Raw genomic sequence first — 23,373 nt, 5'->3', positions numbered from 1 at the left:
TCTGTAAAACTTATTACCAACAAACACGGCGCGGCGCGCACGCCGGTTATGCCTCGGCTACATCAGGATTTCGTAGCGGCAGGAATGCGCGGTAACAACCTTCAGGAGGACATTCCTGTGAATAAATCAATGTTAGCGGGTATCGGTATCGGCGTAGCAGCAGCGTTAGGCGTTGCCGCAGTCGCCAGCATGGATGTCTTCGATCGCGGCCCGCAGTATGCACAAGTTCTGTCGGCGACGCCGATCAAAGAGAGCATCAAGCAACCGCGACAGGAGTGTCGCAATGTGACGCTGACCCATCGTCGTGCGGTCCAGGATGAGAATCGCATTGCCGGTTCGGTGCTGGGTGCAGTAGCGGGCGGTGTGTTGGGCCATCAGTTTGGTGGTGGTCGCGGACGCGATGTGGCAACTGTAGCGGGCGCGTTGGCCGGTGGTTACGGTGGTAATCAGGTGCAGGGTGCGCTGCAGGATCGCGACACTTACACCACCAACGAGCAACGTTGCAAAACGGTATACGATAAACAGGAAAAAATGCTGGGTTATGACGTGACCTATAAAATAGGCGACCAGCAGGGCAAAATCCGCATGGAAAATGACCCTGGCACCCGCATTCCGCTGGACCGTAATGGTCAGCTAATCCTGAATTCGAATCAGGCCTAATTGGGCAAAGATGCATCACAGCAGCAGTAACAAAAAAGCGCCGCAAGGCGCTTTTTTCGTATCACACATCATCTCAGCCGTAGGGTCGCCTTTCATGGCGACCTTCTGAAACACAACATCAAACCCGATTTTTCGCCAGCTCGCTGACAAAACCCTGCACCCAATCCATACGGGTTTTCCGGTCCGCCATGTCGCGGGTGAATTTCAGGCGCGTTGGGCCATCCAGTTTCCACTGCTTGGGATCTTTCTGCAGCAGGCCAATCAGCCAGCCCGGATCAACCTGATTCTGCGGCGCGAACTCGAAGAAGCCGCCTTTGTCACTGGCTTCAATCTTACGAATCCCCAACTCGCGCGCCACTAAACGCAGCGCGGCGATATCCAGCAGATTACGTGCGGCATCCGGCAGTTTGCCGAAGCGGTCAATCATCTCAACCTTCAGCTCCGCCAAATCCTGCTCATCCGCCGCGCTGGCCACGCGCTTGTAGAGCGACAAGCGGGTATTCACGTCCGGGATAAAATCATCCGGCAGCAGGGCAGGCATGCGCAGTTCGATTTCGGTTTGGTTGCTGGTGAGATCTTCCAGCGACGGCTCGCGGCCCGCCTTCAGCGCATCGACCGCATTCTCCAGCAGCTCCATATACAGCGTGAAGCCGATGGTTTCCATCTGGCCGCTCTGATCTTCGCCGAGCAGTTCACCCGCGCCGCGAATCTCCAGATCGTGGGTTGCCAGCGCAAAACCGGCACCAAGATCTTCCAGCGACGCGATAGCTTCCAGACGCTTCTGCGCATCGGTGGTCATCGCTTTTGGATGCGGCGTCAGCAGCCACGCATAGGCCTGATGGTGCGAACGTCCCACACGGCCACGCAGTTGGTGCAGCTGCGCCAGACCAAAGTGGTCGGCGCGTTCAATGATAATGGTGTTGGCGCTGGGTACGTCGATACCGGTTTCGATGATGGTGGTACACACCAGCACGTTAAAGCGCTGATGGTGGAAATCATTCATCACCCGCTCGAGATCGCGTTCGCGCATCTGGCCGTGACCAATGGCAATACGCGCTTCCGGCACCAGATCGGCCAGTCGCTGCGCCGCTTTCTCGATGTTTTCGACGTCATTGTAGAGATAGTAAACCTGGCCGCCGCGCAGCACTTCACGCAGGATCGCCTCGCGCACCACCAAGCTGTCGTACTCGCGCACAAAGGTTTTCACCGCCATGCGTCGTGCCGGTGGCGTGGCAATAATCGACAGATCGCGCATGCCGCTCATCGCCATATTCAGGGTACGCGGAATTGGCGTGGCAGTGAGCGTCAGGATATCAACATCGGCACGCATCGCCTTGATGCGCTCTTTGTGACGCACGCCAAAGCGGTGCTCTTCATCGACAATCAGCAGGCCGAGATCGTGCCATTTCAGGTCGTTCGACAGCAGCTTATGCGTGCCAATCAGTATATCGACTTTGCCCTCGCTCGCCTGCTCCAGCACCTGACTCTGCTCTTTGGCGGTGCGGAAGCGCGATAGCATCTCAATGCGCACCGGCCAGTTAGCGAAGCGATCGCGGAAGTTGTCGTAATGCTGCTGCGCCAGCAAGGTGGTCGGCACCAGCACCGCGACCTGTTTGGCATTCTCAACCGCGAGGAACGCGGCGCGCATCGCCACTTCGGTTTTACCAAAGCCGACGTCACCGCACACCAGACGATCCATCGCCAGCGGCTGACACATGTCGCTCAGCACCGCATTGATCGCCTGGCCTTGATCCGGCGTGGTTTCAAACGGGAAGCCTTCGCAGAACAGCTGATATTGATCGCGATCGTGCTTAAAGGCAAAGCCGGTTTTGGCCGCGCGCTGAGCGTAGATATCCAGCAGCTCGGCCGCTACGTCGCGCACTTTCTCGGCGGCTTTCTGCCGCGCGCGTGACCAGGCATCGCTGCCGAGTTTATGCAGCGGCGCATTCTCATCGGCGCCGCCGGCATAGCGGCTAATCAGATGCAGCGACGAAACCGGCACATACAGCTTGGCGTCGCCCGCATAGGAGAGCATCAAATACTCAGCCACGATGCCGCCGGCTTCCAGCGTGGTCAGGCCGATATAACGCCCAACGCCGTGCTCCAGATGCACCACCGGCTGGCCGGGATGCAGCTCGGCGAGGTTGCGGATCAGCACATCAGGATTGATGGTGCGGCGATTATCCTGGCGACGGCGACTGACGCGCTCGCCAAGCAGATCGCTTTCGCAGATCAACGCCAGCTGGCGTTGCGTGTCGATAAAGCCGCGCTCGCTGGCGCCAATCATCAGGCTATGCGGCTGATTGGTGGCCTGATCAAAGTGATCGATGGACTGTGGACGCAGTTTGATGCGCGTCAGCAGTTCTTGCAGGCTTTCGCGGCGGCCTTCACTCTCCACCGAGAAAATGACCTGACCGCTGAATTGTTCAAGGAACTGACGCAGCAGATCGAGTGGCGCTTTGGCCTGCGCCTGCACGGTTAATTCCGGCAGCGGCTGATACCCCAGATTGGTGTTTGCCGCTTTCTCCGGCAGCGTGTCGCTGCTTAGCTGCATGCGCGGCCAGGCTTTCAGTTCGCTCATTAACGTGTCGGGACGCAGCCACAGCGTAACCGGCTCCAGCAACGGACGCATCGGATCGATTCGGCGATTCTCAAAGCGCGCATTAGCGTCTAGCCAGAAACGCTCGGCGCTGGCCAGCAAATCACCGCTGTTGAGCAGCAGCGTGTTGACGGGCAGATAGCTAAACAGCGTCGGCAATTCCTGCTCAAAGAACAGCGGCTGCCAGTATTCGATACCGGCGGGTAGCGTGCCTTTGCTCACCTGCTGATAAACGTGCTCCGGCTCGCGCCGGACGTCAAAGGTTTCGCGCCAGCGGCTGCGGAACAGCTCGATGGCGGCTTTATCCGTGGGGAATTCATGCGCCGGCAGCAGGTTAATCGCGTTGACCGCTTCCAGCGTACGCTGGGTATCGACATCAAACAGGCGCAGGCTATCGATCTCATCATCAAAGAAGTCGATGCGATAAGGTTGATCGCTGCCCATCGGGAACAGATCGAGCAATGCGCCGCGCGTGGCGTATTCGCCGTGCTCCATCACCTGGTCGACATGACGATAACCGGCCTGCTCCAGCTGATCGCGTAGCGCATCGCGCGACAGCTTTTGCCCTTGCTGCATCACCAGCGCATGGCCGTGCAGGAAGCTGTGCGGACATACGCGCTGCATCAGCGTGTTGACCGGCATAATCAGCATGCCGCGCGTTAGGTTGGGCAGCTGATACAGCGTGGAGAGGCGAGCAGAGATAATGTCCTGATGCGGCGAGAAACTGTCGTAGGGCAGGGTTTCCCAGTCAGCGAGGTTAGTGACCGGCAAATCGGTGAACTGGCGTATCTCCTCCTGCAGACGCAAGGCAGATTGCATATCCGGGGTAATCATCAACACCGGACCGCTATGGCGTTCGGTGATGCTGGCACACTCAAGCGCTTGCGCGGCGCCGACGAGCTGGCCGAGCTGGCGATGGTCGCCGGCTTTGACTGGCAGGGTATAACGACTCTGTTCCGACATGGGATCTCGACATTCTCTCCTTGGATTACAGGGCGTCATCATTCCATAATCCGCCCTGAGGATCATCTGTCGTTTCGGAGTTTCTGCCAGGTCTTCATAATGACGACCCTACAAAACCCCCACGAATCACTTACTCGATTGCTGTGTGTAGTGCATACGCGGGCGATCGACATTGGCCCAGGACAGCTCTTTTTCCAGATGGTAGCTGTGATTGCCGTCGTCCCACTTCACATAATAGCCGGTTGGCGCATCTCCCTGTTCAAAAACGTTAACGATCTCGCCTCTGATCTCTCCCGATTTATGCTTCACGATACTGTTCTTAGGGAATTTGAACATGGTGTACTCCTCGTCGCCTACGGTAATTCACCTTTAAGTCTACGCCAGCCGATGACGAATAAACGTACAAATAACATCATTAATTTGTCGCAATTTTATGCATAAGCGTTGGCTGGTACGGTTTTTGACACAACTTTGCCGCAGACTCAGAGGGTTAGAGGTTTCATAAAGGGGACGCCTCCTTTATCATCCCACTACTTATTTTCAGGCAACTGCCAAGACGGATCTCATGTATCAACCAGTCGCGTTATTCATCGGTTTGCGCTACATGCGTGGACGTGCCTCAGACCGCTTTGGTCGCTTCGTCTCCTGGCTCTCAACTATCGGCATCACGCTCGGCGTGCTGGCGCTGGTCACCGTGTTATCGGTGATGAACGGCTTCGAGCGCGAGCTGGAAGGCAATATCCTCGGCCTGATGCCGCAGGCGCTGGTCACCAGCGACAAGGGCAGTATCAACCCAAAGGAATTGCCAGCCGAGGATCTCAAGCTGCAAGGCGTTAAGCGCATCGCTCCGCTCACTACCGCCGATGTGGTGCTGCAAAGCGCGCGTAACGTTTCGGTCGGCGTGATGCTCGGCATCAATCCCGACGAACAGGATCCGCTGATGCCATTCCTCGTCAACACTCAACAAAGCGTGCTGCAAGCGGGCCAGTACAACGTCATCCTCGGTGAACAGCTGGCTGCACAGCTGGGCGTGAAGCGCGGCGATCAGCTGCGTTTGATGGTGCCGTCGGTCAGCCAGTTCACGCCAGTGGGGCGCTTGCCGAGCCAGCGTATTTTCACCGTGGCTGGCACGTATGCCGCCAACAGCGAAGTGGATGGCTATCAGATTCTGGTCAATCAGCAGGATGCCTCACGCGTGATGCGCTATCCGCTCGGTAACATCACCGGCTGGCGTTTGTGGCTGGATAAGCCATTAAGCGTTGATGCGCTCAGCCAGCAGAAACTGCCGGATGGCCTAGCGTGGAAAGACTGGCGCGAACGCAAAGGCGATCTGTTCCAGGCGGTGCGCATGGAGAAAAACATGATGGGGCTGCTGCTGAGCCTGATCATCGCGGTGGCAGCCTTCAATATCATTACCTCGCTCGGCCTGCTGATCATGGAGAAGCAGGGCGAAGTGGCGATCCTGCAAACATTGGGTTTGACCCGCCGCCAGATTGTCGCGGTATTTATGGTACAGGGCGCCAGCGCCGGTATTATTGGCGCGCTGCTGGGCACCGTGCTTGGCGTGCTGCTGGCCAGCCAACTGAATAATTTGATGCCGGTAATTGGCCTGTTCCTCGATGGCGCGGCGCTGCCGGTCGACATCAACGTGTTGCAGGTAATCACCATCGCGCTGGTCTCAATGGCCGTTGCGCTGCTCTCTACCCTTTATCCGTCGTGGCGCGCTGCCGCCGTCCAACCCGCTGAGGCTTTACGTTATGAGTAATACTCCTTTGTTGCAGTGTCGTGACCTGTGCAAACGCTATCAGGAAGGCAGCGTGCAGACCGATGTGCTGCGCAATGTAGCTTTCAGCCTGCAGCCGGGTGAACTGACGGCGATTGTCGGCAGCTCCGGTTCGGGTAAAAGTACCTTGCTGCATCTGCTCGGCGGCCTGGATGCGCCCACCTCGGGCGATGTGATTTTTGATGGTAAATCGCTGAATGCGATGTCGTCCGCCGCGAAAGCCGAGCTGCGCAACCGCGAGCTCGGCTTTATCTATCAGTTCCACCATTTGCTGCCGGACTTTAGCGCGCTGGAGAACGTAGCGATGCCGCTGCTGATTGGCAAAATCGGCAAAGCGGAAGCGGAATCACGCGCGCGTGAAATGCTGGCGGCGGTAGGGCTGGAAAAACGTGCTGCGCATCGGCCTTCTGAATTGTCGGGCGGTGAGCGTCAGCGTGTGGCGATTGCGCGCGCGCTGGTGAATCGTCCGCGTCTGGTGATGGCCGATGAACCCACCGGTAACCTCGATGCGCGCAACGCCGACGCGATTTTTGAATTGCTTGGCGAGTTGAACGTCAAGCAGGGCACCGCTTTTCTGGTGGTGACGCACGATCTGCAGCTGGCGAAACGCCTGAGCCGGCAGATGGAGATGCGCGACGGTGAGCTGAGCGACCAACTGACGCTGGGAGTGATCTGATGGCTTCGTCATTATCCCTGCTGCTCGGGCTGCGTTTTAGCCGCGGTCGGCGGCGTGGTGGCATGGTCTCGCTGATCTCCATCATCTCCACCATCGGCATCGCGCTGGGCGTGGCGGTGCTGATCATCGGCCTGAGCGCCATGAACGGCTTTGAGCGTGAGCTGAACAACCGCATTCTGGCGGTGGTTCCGCACGGTGAAATCGAGCCGGTGAATCAGCCGTTCCGCAACTGGCAACCGATGATCGCGCCGATTGAGCAGGTTGCTGGCATTGCCGCCGCCGCGCCCTACATCAACTTCACCGGGCTGATTGAGAGCGGCGCGAAGCTGCAAGCGCTGCAGGTGAAAGGCGTCGATCCGCAGCAGGAAGCGCGTCTTAGCGCCTTGCCGAGCTTTGTTGCCGGTGATGCGTGGTCACAGTTCGCGGCGGGCAAACAGCAAATCATTCTGGGTGGCGGCATCGCCAAATCGCTCAACGTGAAACAGGGCGACTGGATCACCATTATGATCCCGAATAATGATGGCGAGAATAAGCTGCTGCAGCCGAAACGCATTCGTCTGCAGGTTAGTGGCGTGCTGCAACTGAGCGGCATGCTCGATCACAGCCTGGCGCTGGTGCCGCTGGCCGATGCGCAGAAGTATCTGGATATGGGCGACAGCGTCAGCGGTATCGCGCTGAAGATGAATGACCCGTTCCAGGCGCAGAAGCTGGTACGAGACGCCGGTGAAGTGACGCACTCTTACGTCTATATCAAGAGCTGGATTGGCACTTACGGCTACATGTACCGTGACATCCAGATGATTCGCGCCATTATGTATTTAGCCATGGTGCTGGTGATTGGCGTGGCTTGCTTCAACATCGTTTCGACGCTGGTGATGGCGGTGAAAGACAAGAGCAGCGACATCGCGGTGCTGCGTACGCTGGGCGCCAAAGATGGTTTGATTCGCGCCATCTTTATTTGGTACGGCTTGCTGGCGGGCCTGCTTGGCAGCGTCAGCGGCGTGGTGGTCGGCGTGCTGGTGGCGCTGAATCTCACGCCAGTGATGCGCGTGTTTGAGCACCTTACCGGGCATCAGCTGCTGGCGGGCGATATCTACTTTATCGATTTCCTGCCGTCCGAACTGCACTGGATTGATGTGATTTCGGTGCTGGGCACCGCGATTGTCCTGAGCCTGATTGCCAGCTGGTATCCGGCCCGACGCGCGAGCCGTATCGATCCGGCCCGCGTGCTCAGCGGTCAGTAAAGATAAAACCCAGCCGCCATGCGGCTGCTATTATCGGGCAGATTAGCCCGAAAAATACCCGACGCGCGGCGATAAACGCCGCAGATAAGGAGCTTTTATGCGCATACCGCGCCGCCGCCTACGACTCGCCCGCGACAAAAAAAACCGCCGCAAGGTGCATCAGCGCTTTCGTCAGCGCATCTTCGAGCGCGATCGCAAAGCTGAACTGGCCGCGCATCCGCAACCGCGCGTGGTGGTGCTGACCGGCGCGGGTATCTCCGCCGAGTCCGGTATTCGCACGTTCCGCGCCGCCGATGGCTTGTGGGAAGAGCACCGTGTGGAAGATGTCGCTACGCCGGAAGGTTTTCAACGCAATCCGGAGCTGGTGCAGGCGTTCTACAATGCGCGCCGTCAGCAGCTGCAACAACCGGAGATTCAGCCCAACGCCGCGCACAAAGCGCTGGCGGAACTGGAGCAGGTGCTGGGCGATAATTTCCTGCTGGTGACGCAGAATATCGATAACCTGCACGAACGCGCCGGCAGCCAGCGCGTGCTGCATATGCACGGTGAACTGTTGAAAGTGCGCTGCGTCAGCAGCGGACAAGTGCTGGACTGGACCGAAGATTTAACCCCGGACGATCGCTGCACCTGCTGCCAGTTCCCGGCGATGCTGCGCCCGCATATCGTGTGGTTTGGTGAAATGCCGCTGGGGATGGAGGAGATTTATCAGGCGATTGAGCAGGCGAATCTGTTTATCGCCATTGGCACGTCGGGCCACGTTTATCCCGCCGCTGGTTTTGTCCACGAGGCAAAACTGCAAGGCGCGCATACCGTGGAGCTGAACCTGGAACCAAGCCAGGTCGGCAATGAGTTTGCCGAGCGTCATTACGGCTTAGCCAGTGAAGTGGTGCCGGAGTTTGTGCATACGTTTTTGCGTGGATTGTATAAGTAGCGATCGTCGCAGGGTGCGCATTTATGCGCACCTGGCATGCCAGGTCGCCATGAATGGCGACCCTACGAAAGATTAACGTCCCGCCTTCAGCTTCTGGAACAGCGTCTCATACTGCACGCTGGCTTCACCGACATCGTTCTGCCACTCGCCGTTTTTAATCACATCCTCAGCAGGATAAAGTGAAGGATCGTTGGCCACTTCCTGTGGCAGTAACTTCTTCGCTGCCAGGTTTGGCGTGGGATAACCAATAGTTTCCGCCACTTGCGCCGCCACGTCTGGACGCAGCAGGAAGTTAATCAGCTTCAGCGCGCCTTCACGGTTTTTCGCGTTGGCGGGAATCGCCAGGTTATCCATCCAGAAAATCCCGCCTTCCTGCGGCCAGATAATCTGCAGCGGCGTGCCCGCCTGGCGCGCAACGTAGGCAGAACCGTTCCAGATCATGCCAACGTTCACTTCGCCTTCCATAAACGGGTTGCCCGGATTATCGGAGTTAAACGCCAGCACGTTCGGCATCAGCTTTTTCAACTCTTCATAAGCAGCTTCGATCTGTTCAGGATCGCGGGTGTTGCCCGAATAGCCCAGCTTGCGCAGCGCCATCTGGAACACTTCACGCGCGTCGTCGGTCAGCAGCAGGCTCTGCTTATACTCCGGCTTCCACAAATCGGCCCAGCGGGTAATGCTTTTGGCATCCACCTCGTCGGTGTTGACGCCAATGGCGGTTGCGCCCCAGATATACGGGATCGAGTAATCGTTATTAGGATCGAACGGCTTGTTCAGCAGGTTAGGATCGAGATTTTTGAAGTTGCTGAGCTGAGATTTATCGATCTTTTGCAGCATGCCTTCATTACGCATCTTGGCGACGAAGTAGGTTGAAGGCACCACCAAATCGTAAGCGCCATCTTTCCAGGTCTTCAGCTTGGCATACATGCTTTCATTGGATTCGTAGGTGGAGTAAATCACCTTGATACCGGTCTCTTTGGTGAACTGCTCCAGCAGTCCCGGCGGCACGTATTCGGTCCAGTTATAGAAGTAGAGCGTTTTGCTGGCATCCGCCTGCGCGCTCTGCATGCCCAATGCCAGCGCCCCAGCCGCCAGCCAATGAGACCACTTTTTCATCGATTATCCTCTATTTGGTTTTATCACGGAGCAACAGCTGACTGAGCGCCACCAACAGCAGCGACAGCAGCAGCAAAATTGTCGCCAGCGCGTTCACTTCCGGTGACACGCCAACTTTAACCATCGAATAGATTTTTAACGGCAAAATTTCGAAGCTTGGGCCGGTGACGAACGACGATACCACGACATCGTCCATCGACAGCGTAAAGCTGAGCAGCCAACCCGCTGCGACCGCCGGCAGCGCCAGCGGCAGCAGAATTTTGCGCAAAATGGTGACTTCGCTGGCACCAAGATCTTTAGCGGCCTCCAGCATGCGCACATCAAACCCTTTCAGGCGCGAATAGACGGTGATCACCACAAACGGCAGGCAGAAGGTGATGTGTGAGAACAGCAGCGACCAGAAGCCAAGCGAAATCCCCAGCAGCATAAACAGCACCAGCAGCGAAATTGCCATCACGATATCCGGCGACATCATCACCACAAACAGCATGCCGCTGACGAACGGTTTGCCGCGGAAGCGATAGCGATAGAGCGCGACGGCGGTCAGCGAGCCGATAATCGTGGCGCAGCTGGCGGAGAGCACGCCCATCAGCAATGAATGTTGTGCCGCCTGAATCAGGCTGTCGTTGTTCATCAGCAGGCGATACCACTGCGTGCTGAAACCCTGCCAGTTAATGCCGAAACGCGAGCCATTGAAGGAGTTGACGATCAGGATGATGATCGGGATATAAAACCAGGCGTAAATCACGGCCATGAAGCCGCCACGTAACCAGCGCGCCATCATTGCAGTTCCGCCTTGCTGTTCAGCATACGCGCTGCACGCCAGTAAGCCAGCAGCATCAATCCCATCAGCAGCGTCATCACAATGCTGGTAGCGGCACCGAACGGCCAGTCGCGGATATTGAGGAACTGGCTCTTGATCACGTTGCCAATTAACAGGTTTTTCGCGCCGCCCAGCAAATCTGCCACAAAGAACAAACCCATCGCCGGGATAAACACCAGCAGGCAACCGGCGACAATGCCAGGCATGGTCAGCGGCAGAATGATGCGTAAGAAGGTTTTCAGTTTACTGGCGCCGAGATCGCGCGCCGCTTCGAGGCAGGATTTATCCAGTTTTTCCAGGCTGGAGTAGAGCGGCAGCACCATAAACGGCAGCAGAATGTAGATCAGTCCCAGAATCACCGCTTCGGAGGTGTACATGATGCGAAACGGTTTATCGATCACCCCGAGCCACAGCAAAAACTCATTCAGCCAGCCGCGCGTGCTGAGGAAGATTTTCAGGCCGTAGATGCGGATCAGCGAGTTGGTCCAGAACGGCACAATCAGCAGGAACAGCATCAGCGGACGCAGGCGCGCCGGCAGTTTCGTCAGACACCAGGCAAACGGATAACCGAGCAGTAGGCAGCAAAGCGTGGCGATCAACGCCATATTCAGCGAGTGCAGCAGCACGTCGGCGTAAAGTGGATCCAACAGCCGCGTGTAGTTATTGAGGGTGAAGGCCATACTGACAAAATGCGCATCGTCGCGCGTCAGGAAGCTGGTGGCGAAGATCATCAGGTTAGGCAGCAGCACAAACAGCGTCAGCCAGCTGACGATCAGCGCGACAATCACTTTCTGCAGGCGGTTACGCATCAACTTCATACGGCAGCACCACCTCCCAGTTTGGCACCCAGCTGACCGCCATTTTCTGGTTCAGTGAGTGATCAAAATCGGGATCGTCTTCGTTGAAGAACTCGCTCACCGTCAGCAGCTTGCCGTTCTCCAGCTCAACGGTGGATTCCAGCGTCATGCCTTTATAGTTGCGCTCGCGCACGTAGCCGATCAGGTTGTCGCTGCGGCTGTCGTGATCGATCTCTTCAACGCGCAGATCTTCCGGGCGCAGCAGCACATGCAGCTTATCGCCCGCACTGACCGGGAAATCACATTGCAGCTCACATTCGCGGCCTTCCACGCGCGCGCGGATAGTGGGCGCATGATCGCTGTTCAATACCTCGGCATCGAACACGTTTATCTCGCCGATAAAGCGCGCCACAAACAGGTTGGCGGGCTCTTCGTAAATCTCGCGCGGCGTGCCGTCCTGTTCGATACGACCATCGCGCATCACCACGATACGATCGGACATAGTCAGCGCTTCTTCCTGATCGTGGGTGACGAAGACAAAGGTGATGCCGAGCTTACGCTGCAGCGCTTTGAGCTCGTTTTGCATCTGGCGACGCAGCTTGTAATCCAGCGCCGACAGCGACTCATCCAGCAGCAACACTTTCGGACGATTGACCACCGCGCGCGCAATCGCCACGCGCTGTTGCTGACCACCCGAAAGCTGATGCGGACGGCGATCGGCAAAACTCTCCAGCTGCACCATCGCCAGCGCATCGTTAACGCGCGTGGTGATCTCGGCCACCGGGGTTTTCTGCATGCGCAGGCCAAAGGCGACGTTCTCAAACACCGACATGTGTGGGAACAGCGCGTAGCTTTGAAACACGGTGTTGATGTGGCGATGCTCGGCGGGCAGGTCGGTGATGTCATTATCATCAAGAATGATGTGACCGCGATCGGCCTCTTCCAGCCCGGCAATCAGCCGCAATATGGTGGTTTTTCCGCAGCCGGAAGGGCCAAGCAGCGTGATGAACTCGCCGTGACGGATGGTCAGGTCAAAGTCAGAGATGATGGTTTTGCCATCGAAAGCTTTACTGATGCCAGAAAGCGTAACCAGCGCAGGCGCGCGTGTTTGCGTCATTTTAGTCACTCAGTCTGATGGTGAATCAGGTTACAGCATAGCCGCTGGTGGCCGCTTGCTGTGATGAAGGGCGCGATGATACCGCAAAAATGTGTCAATGCCATGTTTTGCCACGGATTTACCTTGAAAACGCTGAAAAATGCCGGAGTATGCATAACGGAAAAGTCGGACAGGTGAGCGTGAGCGAATTTTCAGCGCAATTCACGTTGAGAGAGCTAACCTGAAGGATAATGATTTGACGCAACATGGTGCCATCAGGCCACCATGATAATGACGCAGGTTCTTTAGAGGTATGACAGATGGATCAATTACTTGAGCGTTTTCTCAGTTATGTCGCAGTAGAAACTCAGTCAAAACCTCAGGCACGTCAGGTGCCAAGCAGCGAAGGGCAGTGGACGCTGGCGCGTCAGTTACAGGAAGAACTCATTGCGCTGGGCTTTGTTGATGTTTCGCTGAGCGATCATTGCTGTGTGATGGGTACTTTACCGGCTAACGTCGATTGGGCCACACCGGTGATCGGCTTTATTTCGCATATGGACACCTCACCGGATTTCACTGCCAAAAACGTCAATCCGCAGATTATTGAAAACTACCGCGGTGGTGATATCGCGCTGGGTAACGGTGATGAAGTTTTGTCACCGGTGATGTTCCCGATTCTGCATAAGTTGATTGGCCATACGCTGATCACCACCGACGGCAAAACCCTGCTCGGCGCAGATGACAAAGCCGGTATCGCCGAGATCATGACCGCGATGGCGCGTCTGGCAAAAAGTGATACGCCGCACGGCGCTATCCGCGTGGCCTTCACGCCGGATGAAGAGATTGGTCGCGGCGCATCGCACTTCGACGTCGAAGGCTTTGCCGCCGATTGGGCCTATACCGTGGATGGCAGCGATCTCGGCGAGTTTGAGTTCGAGAACTTCAACGCCGCTACCGCGATGGTCAAAATCACCGGTAACAACGTGCATCCGGGCAGCGCCAAAAATGTGATGGTCAATGCGCTGGATCTGGCGATGCGCTTCCACGCGGAATTGCCGGCCAAAGAGAAGCCGCAGTATACCGACGGCTACGAGGGCTTCTTCCATCTGCACACCATCAAAGGCACGGTTGAACATGCCGAGCTAATGTATCTAATCCGTGATTTTGATGCCGACAGCTATGAACAGCGTAAACAGCTGCTGGAAGAGATTGGCCAGCGCGTTAGCAAAGGGCTGCAAAGCGAGTGTTCGGTGAAGGTGGAGATCAGCGATAGCTATCGCAACATGCGCGAGAAGGTTGAACCGCATCCGCACATTATTGAGTTAGCGCTGCAGGCGATGCGCGATTGTGGCATTGAACCGAACGTCAAACCGATTCGCGGCGGCACCGACGGCTCTGCGCTGTCGTGGAAAGGATTGCCGTGCCCGAACCTGTTCACCGGCGGCTACAACTATCACGGCAAGCACGAGTTCGCCTCTCTTAATGTGATGGCGCAGTCGGTAGATGTGATTGTGCGTTTGGCTGAGCTGGCGGGGCAGAAGAAGAGCTAGGATGGTGGATGGTGCGGGCTGATGCCCTCACCTCGGTCCTCTCCCACGGGGAGAGGAAGACGTTGCCTTATGCAGGCAACGAAGCAACATGTGGCAGCGTTTCCCTCTCCCTATGGGAGAGGGGCAGGGTGAGGGCTCCAGCCCGCAGAGGACCTTACTCGCCGAAGAACCAATATCCGCTATTCACCAACGCCGCCAGCTGCGCCAGCAGTGAAGGGTCGTCCAGCGCATCGCCGAAATCTTCCAGCGTCAGCACGTGATTGTGTGCCAATGCCGCCAGCACATGCGGATGGCTGCTGGTGATCGATTCCCCGTTCACAAACACCACATCTCCGATGGTCAATACACGCAGACCGCCGAGACGCGTCAGCGCATCGCCTTGCTGCAGTGCATCGTAAATCTCATCAGGTTGATACGGCGGCTCCGGCGGCGCGACGTCCAGCTCATGACGTGACTGAGAAATAAACTCGCCAAACCACTGATTAAACTGCTCTGGCTGGTTGATCACATCCATCATCACTTTGCGGATGCCTTCCAGTTCTGATGGCAGGATCTGCGATGGGCATTCACGCGATCGCACATCAGGATCGCTGTAGCGATAGCTGCCCAATTCGTTGGCCAGCATGTGATCGGCAAAACCGCTGATCAGCTCGCGACCGTTCGGTGCGCGGAAGCCGACCGAATAGTTGATGGCGTTTTCCAGCGAATAGCCTTCATGCGGGAATCCAGGCGGAATATAGAGAATATCGCCGGGCTCCATCTCTTCATCGATGATGGCGTCGAACGGCTCAACCTGCAGCAGATCCGGATGCGGGCAGTGCTGTTTCAACGGCACCTTTTCACCCACGCGCCAGCGACGACGGCCGGTGCCCTGAATGATAAACACATCGTACTGATCGATATGCGGGCCCACGCCGCCGCCTGGCACGGCAAAAGAGATCATCAGATCGTCAACGCGCCAGTCGGGCAGGAAACGGAACGGGCGCATCAGCGCGGCAGAAGGTTCATGCCAATGGTTGACCGCCTGCACCAGCAGCGACCAGTTGCTCTCACCGAGATGATCGTAGCTCTCAAACGGCCCGTGGCTGACTTGCCATTTACCTTCGTTATGGCTGACAAGGCGGCTATCCACCTCATTTTCCATTGCCAGACCAGCCAGTTCGTCAGGAGAAATAGGATCGACGAAGTTTTTAAATCCACGTTTAAGCACCACCGGGCGTTTCTGCCAGTAGCGCTGAATAAAGTCAGGCCAGTTGATATCGAGCTGATAGTCCATATGGGGAGTCCGTTTGCTGCAAAGAATGATGGCAAGTATAACAGCCCGCGTCCCTTTCTACTCGCGGTGATGCTCGACTTCCTGGCGCTGGAAAATGACTTCCATGCGCGCGCCACCGAGCGGGCTGGTGGTGGCAATCACCTGACCGGCGTACTGTTCGAGGATATCGCGCACCACGGCTAAGCCCAATCCCTGGCCGGGGCGCAAGGTGTCGGCGCGCTGACCGCGCACGAAGATCAGATCGCGTTTGCTTTCCGGGATGCCGGGGCCGTCATCATCAATAAACAGATGCAAGGTGTTGTCGGTTTGGCGCGCGGTAACTTCAATAAATTCGAGGCAATATTTGCAGGCGTTATCCAGTACGTTGCCCAGCACTTCCATAAAGTCATTTTTATCGCCGATAAAGGTCAGTTCCGGCGAAATATCCAGCGTGATCGCCACGCCTTTACGTTGATAGACCTTATTCAATGCCGAACACAGGCTATCGAGCAGCGCCGATACCGAATGCAAATCGCGCTGCAGAGGGTTGTGATCGGCCTGCATACTGGCGCGATGCAGGTAATAACCAATCTGCTGTGAGATGCGGCTGATCTGCTCCAGCATCACCGGTTCGGCCTGCTCAATGGTTAACTCTTTACCATTGCGTAACGATCGCAGCGTACTTTGCAGCACCGCCAGCGGGGTTTTCAGGCTGTGGGTGACATCCGACAGCGTGGTGCGATAGCGCGTGTAGCGCTGGCGTTCATTAGTCAGCAGCAGGTTGAGATTGCGTACCAGGCTGCGTAGCTCCTGCGGCGGATTGTCATCGAGATTCTCGCGCTGGCCAGTTTCCAGCTCGCGCACCTGCGAAGTGAGATCGCCAATCGGCCGCAAGCTCCAGTGTGCCGCCAGCCACAGCAGCGGAATCACCAGCAATAGATTCGCCGCCAGCACATAGCTGAACCACGACCACACCACATCGGAATGCTGCAACTCTTGCGGAATCGAATCGACCACCACAATGGTTAACGCCGGTAAGTTGGTGGTGGCATCGTAGCGATTGACGGCGACCGAGTGAGTGAAGGTGTCATTGCTGTCGCTATCCAGCGCGTGTAGCCGCTCTTTCGCCTGCGAGTTATTGCCCATCGCCGCCATGCTGGTGCGATTGCTGGTGTCGATTTCGTAGAAGTCGGGCTTGAGCAGCCATTCACGACGAATCTTTTTGCGGATGTCTGGCACATCGCGCTGTTGCCACAGCAGTTTGCCGTGTTCATCGTAGATAAAGACCAGCGTGGGGAAATTAAGCGTCATGCGCTCGGGCTGGCCGATGGTCAGCTGATTGTCGTGCCACTGCGCCAGCGTGAAGAACAGATTGCTCTCACCGCGCATGACGCGATAGGTATTTTTATCGAAGCTGACGACGTAGCCGACCACGGCGACCATGCCGTAGGAGAGCGACAAAAACAGTACGATCGCGGCCGTCGCCAACAGGAAACGGGCGCGAAGTGAGAAGGGGCGTAAGCGTTGTAACCACGTCATAAATCAGAGATCAAAGCGATAGCCCTGGCCGCGCACGGTGTTGATCACTTCGGTCGGATAGAGTGAGAGAATTTTTTTGCGCAGACGGCCCATCAGCACGTCAATGGTGTGGCTTTCGCGCAGTTCGGCGTCCGGATAGAGCTGCAGCATCAGTGAATCTTTGCTTACCACTTTACCGGCGTTACGAATCAGGGTTTCGACAATGGTGTACTCGAAGGCGGTCAGTTTTACCGGTTCGTCTTGCACCGTCAGTTCACGGCGAGAGAGATCGACCTGGAACGGCGGCATAGAGATAATTTGCGATGCATGACCGCTGTTGCGACGCATCAGCGCCTGCAAACGTGCAGCCACTTCTTCAATGTGGAACGGCTTGGTCACGTAGTCGTCGGCACCGGCTTCCAGCGCTTCCACTTTGGCCTGCCAGCCTTCGCGAGCGGTTAACACCAGTATCGGTTGGCGTACAGCATCGGTGCGCCAGCGGCGAATCAGCGACATGCCATCTTCGTCCGGCAAACCGAGATCGACCAGCGCGATGTCAGGGACATGTTCTTGCAGGAAATAATCCGCTTCTTTGGCATCTTCTGCGGCATCGACCTGATGGCCCATGTCACGCAGCTGCACGGCGAGGTGATGGCGCAGCAGCGCATTATCTTCCACAACCAGTACACGCATAGTATTTCCTTAGCTTCCAACGTAGTGATGATGGAAAGAGTATATGCGAAGCCAACTAAACCAGAGAACAACCAGGCGCGCTAAGCGCGCCTGGTTAATGCATTACTTCAGGTCATCAACCATCTGAATCGCACGGCCGAGGTAGTTGGCTGGCGTCATCTGCTTCAGGCGCACTTTTTCCTCTTCCGGCAGTTCGAGGCTATCGATAAAGGTCTGCATGCCTGCGGCATCAACGCGTTTACCGCGCGTCAGCTCTTTCAGCTTCTCGTACGGTTTTTCAATGCCGTAACGACGCATCACGGTTTGGATCGGCTCTGCCAGCACTTCCCAGTTGTGATCCAGTTCGTCCAGCAGACGATCGCGGTTCACTTCCAACTTAGAGATGCCTTTCAGTGTGGCCTGATAGGCGATCAACGCATAACCGATGCCCACGCCAAGATTACGCAGCACGGTGGAGTCGGTCAGGTCGCGCTGCCAGCGTGAAACCGGCAGTTTGCTCGCCAGATGCTGCATCATCGCGTTCGCCAGGCCGAGGTTGCCTTCGGAGTTTTCGAAGTCAATCGGGTTCACTTTGTGCGGCATAGTAGACGAACCGATTTCACCGGCGATGGTTTTCTGCTTGAAGTGATTGAGGGCGACGTAGCCCCAGATATCACGATCAAAGTCGATCAGAATGGTGTTGAAACGCGCGATGCAATCAAACAGTTCAGCGATGTAATCGTGCGGTTCGATCTGCGTGGTATACGGGTTCCAGGTGATGCCCAGCGAGGTGACGAACTGCTCGCTCAGCTGGTGCCAGTCCACTTCCGGATAAGCCGAGATGTGAGCGTTATAGTTGCCGACCGCGCCGTTGATTTTACCCAGCACTTCAATCTTGCTCAGCTGACGCAACTGGCGCTCCAGACGATACGCCACGTTCGCCATCTCTTTACCCATGGTCGACGGCGTTGCTGGCTGGCCGTGGGTGCGCGACAGCAGCGGAATGTCACGGTATTCGTGCGCCAGACCTTTAACAGCATCGATCAGTTTGTTCCAGAACGGCACGATCACATCACGACGTGCGGTTTCCAGCATCAGCGCGTGCGACAGGTTATTGATATCTTCGGAGGTGCAGGCGAAGTGGATGAATTCAGACACCGCATGCAGCGCAGGGACATCGGCCACTTTTTCTTTCAGGAAATATTCCACGGCTTTGACGTCGTGGTTGGTGGTGCGCTCGATGGTTTTGATACGCGCCGCGTCTTCTTCGCTGAAATTGGCGACAATGGCATCAAGGAAAGCGTTTGCGTCGTCATCAAATGCAGGAACTTCCTTGATCTCTACAGTCGTAGCCAGTTTTTGTAACCAGCGAACCTCAACCTCAACGCGGAATTTCAGCAAACCGAACTCGCTGAAAATGGCGCGCAGTGGGCTGACTTTATCGCCGTAACGACCATCGACAGGTGAAACGGCGGTCAGAGAGGATAATTCCATCAGTGCAACTCCTGAATCGTTTAACAATTATGCCGGGGCGGCGCTTAATACGCCGGGCCCAGACGGGATAAAATGGTTTTGGCTTCGCTCAGCAAGCGCTGGCGCGAGAACATCAGCTGCAGGCGGCCACCGCCAACCTGCTGCCACAACACCGCAGAGCGAATACCGGCCAGCAGGGCGGCGCGCACTTTACTCTGCACTTGTGAATTCTGTAATACCTGCGGCGAACCGGTCACCTGAATGCGCGGACCCAGTGGGCTAATCACATCGACATAAATGCCCGCCATCGCGCTGGTGATGGTGTCCGATTCCAGCTCGTAATGCGCCAGTTGACGGTCAAGCTGGCCGATGCGCTGTGCCAGCGTGTTCATCGCCGTTTTATTGCCGTGCAGCTTACGCTCCAGCACCATCATGCTTAAGGTGTAGCGCGTCAGTTCTGCGCTGGCGCCCTGACGATTGCTGCTGTTCAGCACCGCCATTAAGGTCTCTAATCCAACCTTCAAATTGGCTTCGTCGTTGCCAAACACCGCCAGCGTTGAACCGGGATTGAGATCGATCAGGCTGCGCAGCGACACGTTCAGTGCCGCAGTATTGCAATGTCCCTGCTGCGCGAGCTGTTGCACCACATGGGCGGCCTGACATACGCCCGCCAGCGCCAGTGTAATCTCATAATAGTTCTTAGCCACGCTTAACTCCTGTCATCGCGTCGGGCAGCGCCGACCTTAGGCTTCTGCCAGAGGCAGGCGTTGTTCGATAATGCCGCCGCCGAGGCACACTTCACAGAGATAAAACACGGCAGATTGACCTGGCGTGACGGCCGCAACCGGCTCGTCAAAACGGACTTCAATACGGTCGTCGCCGTGCGGAATGATTTCACACGGAATGTCGGTCTGGCGATAGCGGGTTTTCACCGTGCAGCGCAGCGGGGCGGTAATCGGCTGGCGATCGACCCAGTGCAGCTGTTGGGCAATCAAACCTACAGACATCAGGCGCGGATGCTCGCCGCCTTGCGCCACGATCAAGCGATTGCGCGCCACATCTTTGCCGACCACATACCAGGGATCGTCGTTGCTCTCTTTACGACCGCCAATACCGAGGCCTTTACGCTGGCCGAGCGTGTGGTACATCAAGCCCTGATGTTCACCGACGATTTCGCCGTCAACGGTTTCGATTTCACCCGGCTGGGCAGGCAGATAGCGGCCAAGGAAGTCACGGAACTTGCGCTCGCCGATAAAGCAGATGCCGGTGGAATCTTTCTTCTTGGCGGTGATCAGATCCAACTGCTCAGCGATGCGGCGCACTTCCGGCTTATCCAGTTCGCCAACCGGGAACAGGCTTTGCGCAATCTGCTGGTGGCTGAGCGTGTAAAGGAAATAGCTTTGATCTTTGTTGCCGTCGAGGCCGCGCAGCAGGCGGCTTTGACCGTCCACATCCTGGCGGCGCACGTAGTGGCCGGTGGCGATGAAATCTGCGCCGAGATCGTCCGCCGCGAACTCAAGGAAGGCTTTGAACTTGATCTCTTTGTTGCACAGGATGTCGGGATTCGGCGTGCGACCGGCTTTGTACTCTTCCAGGAAGTGCTCGAACACGTTATCCCAGTACTCAGCGGCGAAGTTGATTTTGTGCAGTTTTATGCCGAGTTTGTCACACACGGCTTGTGCGTCAGCCAGATCATCGGCGGCGGTGCAATACTCCTCGCCATCGTCTTCCTCCCAGTTCTTCATGAACAGGCCTTCAACCTGGTAGCCCTGCTGCTGCAGTAACCAGGCGGAAACGGAAGAATCGACGCCGCCGGACATTCCGACGATCACTTTTTTCTGGCTGTTGTCAGACATGACGCACTCTTAAATTACGATAAAAACAGGCGGCGCATTCTATCATGCAGAAGCGGGGCGCGCACCCTCATGAAACGGCCACTGGAACGGCGCGACCAGATGCAGCGGATAACGTTCGCCTTGTTGCCACAGCCGCACGCTCTCTGCCACTAGCGGTGAACGCAGGCGATTTGCCGTCAGAATCTGCTCTGGCGGCAGCCACCAGCAGCAATCGATGTCGCGATCGTGCGGCGAGGTTTCAACTTTTTCGGCCAGATCGAGGCCAAACAGGAAACGCACAAAAGGTGTATTGTCCGGGGCAATCCACTGTTGCACGCCGAGGAAATATTCGGGATGGGCGTCGATGCCGGTCTCTTCAAACAATTCACGCTGCGCGGCTTCGAGCAGGGTTTCATTGGCCTCAAGATGCCCGGCGGGCTGATTCCAGGTAATACGACCGTGGACGCGCTCTTCCACCACCAGCAAATGTCCCTGTGCCTGCACAATGCAGGCGACCGTTACATGAGGTTTAAACATCCTTCCTCCGAAATTGTTAACTAAAAGTTATTAAATGGCTGCGCTGATATCGCGCCATTCACCCGGCGGCAAATCGCCTAGCTGATGTTCGCCCATCGCAAAGCGAATCAGGCGCAACGTCGGAAAACCGATGTGGGCCGTCATGCGCCGTACCTGGCGATTTCGGCCCTCAAACAGGGTGATTTTCAGCCAGCTGGTGGGAATCGCCTTACGCTCGCGAATCGGCGGCTGGCGCGGCCACAGCCACTCTGGCTCGTCCACTAACTCAATGCCTGCCGGCAACGTTGGGCCATCGTTCAGCGTCACGCCAATCCGTAACAGGGATAAATCCGATTCCTGCGGCGCACCTTCCACCTGCACGAAATAGACCTTTCCAGTGCGCTTGCCGGGCTGCGTCAACGCGGCCTGCAGCGCGCCATCGTTGGTCAAAATCATCAATCCTTCGCTGTCGCGATCGAGGCGGCCTGCAGCATAAACGTCGCCTACCGGCACAAAATCTTTCAGCGTTCGGCGTCCGGCTTCATCACTGAATTGCGGCAAAACATCGAAGGGTTTGTTAAAGAGTATGACGCGTCTTGGGCCTTTCGGACGGGTATCACGGCGCACGGGCTTACGTGCTGGGGCGTTCGCACGCTTATCCTGGTGAATTCGTTGAGAAGTTTTTCGCATGGGCTTTGCAGTCAGAAACATTCGGCGCATTATAGCGCGAAACTACGGTGATTGGCGTAGCGGAAATAATCAAGTAGTATTGACCCGCATCTTACAAATCATTAACAAAAAATCGCTCGAAGGAGAGGTTGATGGAAAGCAAAGTAGTTGTTCCGGCGGAAGGTCAAAAAATCACCCTGGCTCAGGGAAAACTTACAGTTCCGAATAACCCGATTATTCCTTACATTGAAGGTGACGGTATCGGTGTTGATGTTTCCCCGGTAATGTTGAAAGTGGTTGATGCCGCTGTGAAGAAAGCCTACAACGGCGAGCGTAAAATTTCCTGGATGGAAATTTATACTGGTGAAAAATCAGTAGAACTTTACGGCCAGGACGTTTGGCTGCCGCAGGAAACCCTCGATTTAATCAAAGAATATCGCGTTGCCATCAAAGGCCCACTGACTACGCCCGTTGGCGGCGGTATTCGTTCTCTGAACGTTGCGCTGCGTCAGGAGCTGGATCTGTACGTGTGTCTGCGTCCGGTTCGCTACTACAAAGGCACCCCAAGCCCGGTTAAACGCCCTGAAGAAACCGACATGGTGATCTTCCGTGAAAACTCAGAAGATATTTATGCCGGTATCGAGTGGAAAGCGGGCACGCCAGAAGCGGATAAAGTGATCAAGTTCCTGCGCGAAGAGATGGGCGTGAAGAAAATTCGCTTCCCTGAGCAGTGCGGTATCGGCGTTAAGCCATGCTCGGAAGAGGGTACCAAACGTCTGGTACGCGCAGCAGTGGAATACACCATCACCAACGATCGTGATTCTCTGACCCTGGTTCACAAAGGCAACATCATGAAGTTCACCGAAGGTTCTTTCAAAGACTGGGGCTACCAGTTAGTGAAAGAAGAGTTCGGCGGCGAGCTGATCGATGGTGGCCCGTGGATGAAGTTCAAGAACCCGAACACCGGTAAAGAGATCCTTGTTAAAGACGTGATCGCGGATGCCTTCCTGCAGCAGATCCTGTTGCGTCCAGCTGAATACGACGTGATCGCCTGTATGAACCTGAACGGTGACTACATCTCTGATGCCCTGGCGGCACAGGTTGGCGGTATCGGTATCGCACCAGGCGCAAACATCGGTGACGAATGTGCCCTGTTCGAAGCAACGCACGGTACAGCACCTAAGTATGCAGGTCAGG

General features: G+C 56.4%; 21 protein-coding genes. 7 read left to right on the top strand and 14 right to left on the bottom strand.

Translation table 11 applies throughout. The features are described 5' to 3' along the window. Positions 1 to 117: 117 nt before the first annotated feature. The gene (locus tag RTM06_RS14710; protein WP_097097555.1) at positions 118 to 660 is read left to right on the top strand and encodes a glycine zipper 2TM domain-containing protein; all 543 of its coding nucleotides are present in this window, start codon (positions 118 to 120) and stop codon (positions 658 to 660) included. Between the two features lie 118 nt (positions 661 to 778). Here the strand turns inward: RTM06_RS14710 and mfd are convergent, their stop codons facing one another. Together mfd and RTM06_RS14700 are read right to left on the bottom strand one after the other, a co-directional pair. Further along, entirely contained in the window at positions 779 to 4,222 is a 3,444-nt protein-coding gene (mfd, locus tag RTM06_RS14705) for a transcription-repair coupling factor (protein WP_312183120.1), read from the bottom strand. Positions 4,223 to 4,348: 126 nt separating this feature from the next. Next, positions 4,349 to 4,558 carry a hypothetical protein gene (locus tag RTM06_RS14700; protein WP_064740896.1) on the bottom strand — a complete coding sequence of 70 codons (210 nt, stop codon included), beginning with the start codon at positions 4,556 to 4,558 and terminating at the stop codon, positions 4,349 to 4,351. A 229-nt stretch (positions 4,559 to 4,787) separates the two neighbouring features. On the opposite strand from RTM06_RS14700, the gene lolC reads away from it, so the two are divergent. The 4 genes from lolC to cobB all read left to right on the top strand — a co-directional run bounded on the left by lolC (position 4,788) and on the right by cobB (position 8,856). Further along, complete coding sequence (gene lolC, locus RTM06_RS14695) at positions 4,788 to 5,987, top strand: lipoprotein-releasing ABC transporter permease subunit LolC (RefSeq protein WP_312183116.1); 1,200 nt, start codon at positions 4,788 to 4,790, stop codon at positions 5,985 to 5,987. Further along, positions 5,980 to 6,681, top strand: a complete 702-nt coding sequence (gene lolD, locus RTM06_RS14690) for a lipoprotein-releasing ABC transporter ATP-binding protein LolD (RefSeq protein WP_008103026.1) — start codon at positions 5,980 to 5,982, stop codon at positions 6,679 to 6,681. Before lolC ends, lolD begins: the two co-directional genes overlap by 8 nt. Further along, a complete protein-coding gene (gene lolE, locus RTM06_RS14685; protein ID WP_008103023.1) occupies positions 6,681 to 7,925 on the top strand; it encodes a lipoprotein-releasing ABC transporter permease subunit LolE in 1,245 nt (414 codons plus the stop codon). The genes lolD and lolE overlap by 1 nt, the downstream gene beginning before the upstream one ends. A gap of 97 nt (positions 7,926 to 8,022) precedes the next feature. Then, a complete protein-coding gene (gene cobB / locus RTM06_RS14680; RefSeq protein WP_312183114.1) occupies positions 8,023 to 8,856 on the top strand; it encodes a Sir2 family NAD+-dependent deacetylase in 834 nt (277 codons plus the stop codon). Between the two features lie 72 nt (positions 8,857 to 8,928). Here the strand turns inward: cobB and potD are convergent, their stop codons facing one another. From potD to potA, 4 genes are read right to left on the bottom strand one after another with little or no spacing between them, the layout of a single operon-like run. Next, positions 8,929 to 9,972, bottom strand: a complete 1,044-nt coding sequence (gene potD / locus RTM06_RS14675) for a spermidine/putrescine ABC transporter substrate-binding protein PotD (RefSeq protein WP_312183111.1) — start codon at positions 9,970 to 9,972, stop codon at positions 8,929 to 8,931. 10 nt (positions 9,973 to 9,982) lie between these two features. Further along, positions 9,983 to 10,756 (bottom strand): spermidine/putrescine ABC transporter permease PotC, encoded by a 774-nt coding sequence (gene potC, locus RTM06_RS14670; protein WP_312183108.1) that lies wholly within the window; start codon positions 10,754 to 10,756, stop codon positions 9,983 to 9,985. Then, positions 10,753 to 11,613, bottom strand: a complete 861-nt coding sequence (potB, locus tag RTM06_RS14665) for a spermidine/putrescine ABC transporter permease PotB (protein ID WP_265297068.1) — start codon at positions 11,611 to 11,613, stop codon at positions 10,753 to 10,755. The genes potC and potB overlap by 4 nt, the downstream gene beginning before the upstream one ends. After that, complete coding sequence (gene potA, locus RTM06_RS14660) at positions 11,597 to 12,709, bottom strand: spermidine/putrescine ABC transporter ATP-binding protein PotA (protein WP_312183104.1); 1,113 nt, start codon at positions 12,707 to 12,709, stop codon at positions 11,597 to 11,599. Before potA ends, potB begins: the two co-directional genes overlap by 17 nt. Before the next feature lie 299 nt (positions 12,710 to 13,008). Here potA and pepT point away from each other — a divergent pair, with 299 nt between their 5' ends. Further along, entirely contained in the window at positions 13,009 to 14,238 is a 1,230-nt protein-coding gene (pepT, locus tag RTM06_RS14655) for a peptidase T (RefSeq protein ID WP_265297066.1), read from the top strand. A gap of 154 nt (positions 14,239 to 14,392) precedes the next feature. Here the strand turns inward: pepT and RTM06_RS14650 are convergent, their stop codons facing one another. The 8 genes from RTM06_RS14650 to rluE form a co-directional block, all read right to left on the bottom strand. After that, positions 14,393 to 15,514: a cupin domain-containing protein gene (locus tag RTM06_RS14650; protein ID WP_312183102.1), complete on the bottom strand. Its 1,122-nt coding sequence runs from the start codon at positions 15,512 to 15,514 to the stop codon at positions 14,393 to 14,395. A gap of 57 nt (positions 15,515 to 15,571) precedes the next feature. Further along, complete coding sequence (phoQ, locus tag RTM06_RS14645) at positions 15,572 to 17,032, bottom strand: two-component system sensor histidine kinase PhoQ (RefSeq protein WP_256696217.1); 1,461 nt, start codon at positions 17,030 to 17,032, stop codon at positions 15,572 to 15,574. 3 nt (positions 17,033 to 17,035) lie between these two features. Next, positions 17,036 to 17,704: a two-component system response regulator PhoP gene (gene phoP, locus RTM06_RS14640; protein ID WP_256696218.1), complete on the bottom strand. Its 669-nt coding sequence runs from the start codon at positions 17,702 to 17,704 to the stop codon at positions 17,036 to 17,038. A 102-nt stretch (positions 17,705 to 17,806) separates the two neighbouring features. Then, entirely contained in the window at positions 17,807 to 19,177 is a 1,371-nt protein-coding gene (purB, locus tag RTM06_RS14635; protein ID WP_312183098.1) for an adenylosuccinate lyase, read from the bottom strand. Between the two features lie 44 nt (positions 19,178 to 19,221). After that, entirely contained in the window at positions 19,222 to 19,863 is a 642-nt protein-coding gene (hflD, locus tag RTM06_RS14630) for a high frequency lysogenization protein HflD (protein ID WP_312183095.1), read from the bottom strand. A 36-nt stretch (positions 19,864 to 19,899) separates the two neighbouring features. After that, positions 19,900 to 21,012, bottom strand: coding sequence for a tRNA 2-thiouridine(34) synthase MnmA (mnmA, locus tag RTM06_RS14625; protein ID WP_312183092.1), 1,113 nt, complete (start codon positions 21,010 to 21,012; stop codon positions 19,900 to 19,902). A 42-nt stretch (positions 21,013 to 21,054) separates the two neighbouring features. After that, positions 21,055 to 21,528, bottom strand: a complete 474-nt coding sequence (locus RTM06_RS14620) for an NUDIX hydrolase (protein WP_312183089.1) — start codon at positions 21,526 to 21,528, stop codon at positions 21,055 to 21,057. A 30-nt stretch (positions 21,529 to 21,558) separates the two neighbouring features. Beyond that, positions 21,559 to 22,227, bottom strand: a complete 669-nt coding sequence (gene rluE / locus RTM06_RS14615) for a 23S rRNA pseudouridine(2457) synthase RluE (RefSeq protein WP_409455806.1) — start codon at positions 22,225 to 22,227, stop codon at positions 21,559 to 21,561. Between the two features lie 101 nt (positions 22,228 to 22,328). On the opposite strand from rluE, the gene icd reads away from it, so the two are divergent. Beyond that, the coding region (gene icd, locus RTM06_RS14610; protein WP_312183086.1) for an NADP-dependent isocitrate dehydrogenase at positions 22,329 to 23,373 on the top strand (1,045 nt) is incomplete at its 3' end.

This window comes from Pantoea sp. CTOTU46764 (genome assembly GCF_031974595.1).
Taxonomy (GTDB): domain Bacteria; phylum Pseudomonadota; class Gammaproteobacteria; order Enterobacterales; family Enterobacteriaceae; genus Pantoea; species Pantoea trifolii.
Note: the sequence above shows the minus strand (reverse complement) of the source record. Positions and strands in the feature narration are given on the sequence as shown.

Bases quoted from the DNA above. Each gene is read 5' to 3' on its own strand.
- mfd (WP_312183120.1), bottom strand. From the start codon at position 4,222: ATGTCGGAACAGAGTCGTTATACCCTGCCAGTCAAAGCCGGCGACCAT.
- RTM06_RS14700 (WP_064740896.1), bottom strand. From the start codon at position 4,558: ATGTTCAAATTCCCTAAGAACAGTATCGTGAAGCATAAATCGGGAGAG.
- lolC (WP_312183116.1), top strand. From the start codon at position 4,788: ATGTATCAACCAGTCGCGTTATTCATCGGTTTGCGCTACATGCGTGGA.
- lolD (WP_008103026.1), top strand. From the start codon at position 5,980: ATGAGTAATACTCCTTTGTTGCAGTGTCGTGACCTGTGCAAACGCTAT.
- lolE (WP_008103023.1), top strand. From the start codon at position 6,681: ATGGCTTCGTCATTATCCCTGCTGCTCGGGCTGCGTTTTAGCCGCGGT.
- cobB (WP_312183114.1), top strand. From the start codon at position 8,023: ATGCGCATACCGCGCCGCCGCCTACGACTCGCCCGCGACAAAAAAAAC.
- potD (WP_312183111.1), bottom strand. From the start codon at position 9,972: ATGAAAAAGTGGTCTCATTGGCTGGCGGCTGGGGCGCTGGCATTGGGC.
- potC (WP_312183108.1), bottom strand. From the start codon at position 10,756: ATGATGGCGCGCTGGTTACGTGGCGGCTTCATGGCCGTGATTTACGCC.
- potB (WP_265297068.1), bottom strand. From the start codon at position 11,613: ATGAAGTTGATGCGTAACCGCCTGCAGAAAGTGATTGTCGCGCTGATC.
- potA (WP_312183104.1), bottom strand. From the start codon at position 12,709: ATGACGCAAACACGCGCGCCTGCGCTGGTTACGCTTTCTGGCATCAGT.
- pepT (WP_265297066.1), top strand. From the start codon at position 13,009: ATGGATCAATTACTTGAGCGTTTTCTCAGTTATGTCGCAGTAGAAACT.
- RTM06_RS14650 (WP_312183102.1), bottom strand. From the start codon at position 15,514: ATGGACTATCAGCTCGATATCAACTGGCCTGACTTTATTCAGCGCTAC.
- phoQ (WP_256696217.1), bottom strand. From the start codon at position 17,032: ATGACGTGGTTACAACGCTTACGCCCCTTCTCACTTCGCGCCCGTTTC.
- phoP (WP_256696218.1), bottom strand. From the start codon at position 17,704: ATGCGTGTACTGGTTGTGGAAGATAATGCGCTGCTGCGCCATCACCTC.
- purB (WP_312183098.1), bottom strand. From the start codon at position 19,177: ATGGAATTATCCTCTCTGACCGCCGTTTCACCTGTCGATGGTCGTTAC.
- mnmA (WP_312183092.1), bottom strand. From the start codon at position 21,012: ATGTCTGACAACAGCCAGAAAAAAGTGATCGTCGGAATGTCCGGCGGC.
- RTM06_RS14620 (WP_312183089.1), bottom strand. From the start codon at position 21,528: ATGTTTAAACCTCATGTAACGGTCGCCTGCATTGTGCAGGCACAGGGA.
- rluE (WP_409455806.1), bottom strand. From the start codon at position 22,227: ATGCGCCGAATGTTTCTGACTGCAAAGCCCATGCGAAAAACTTCTCAA.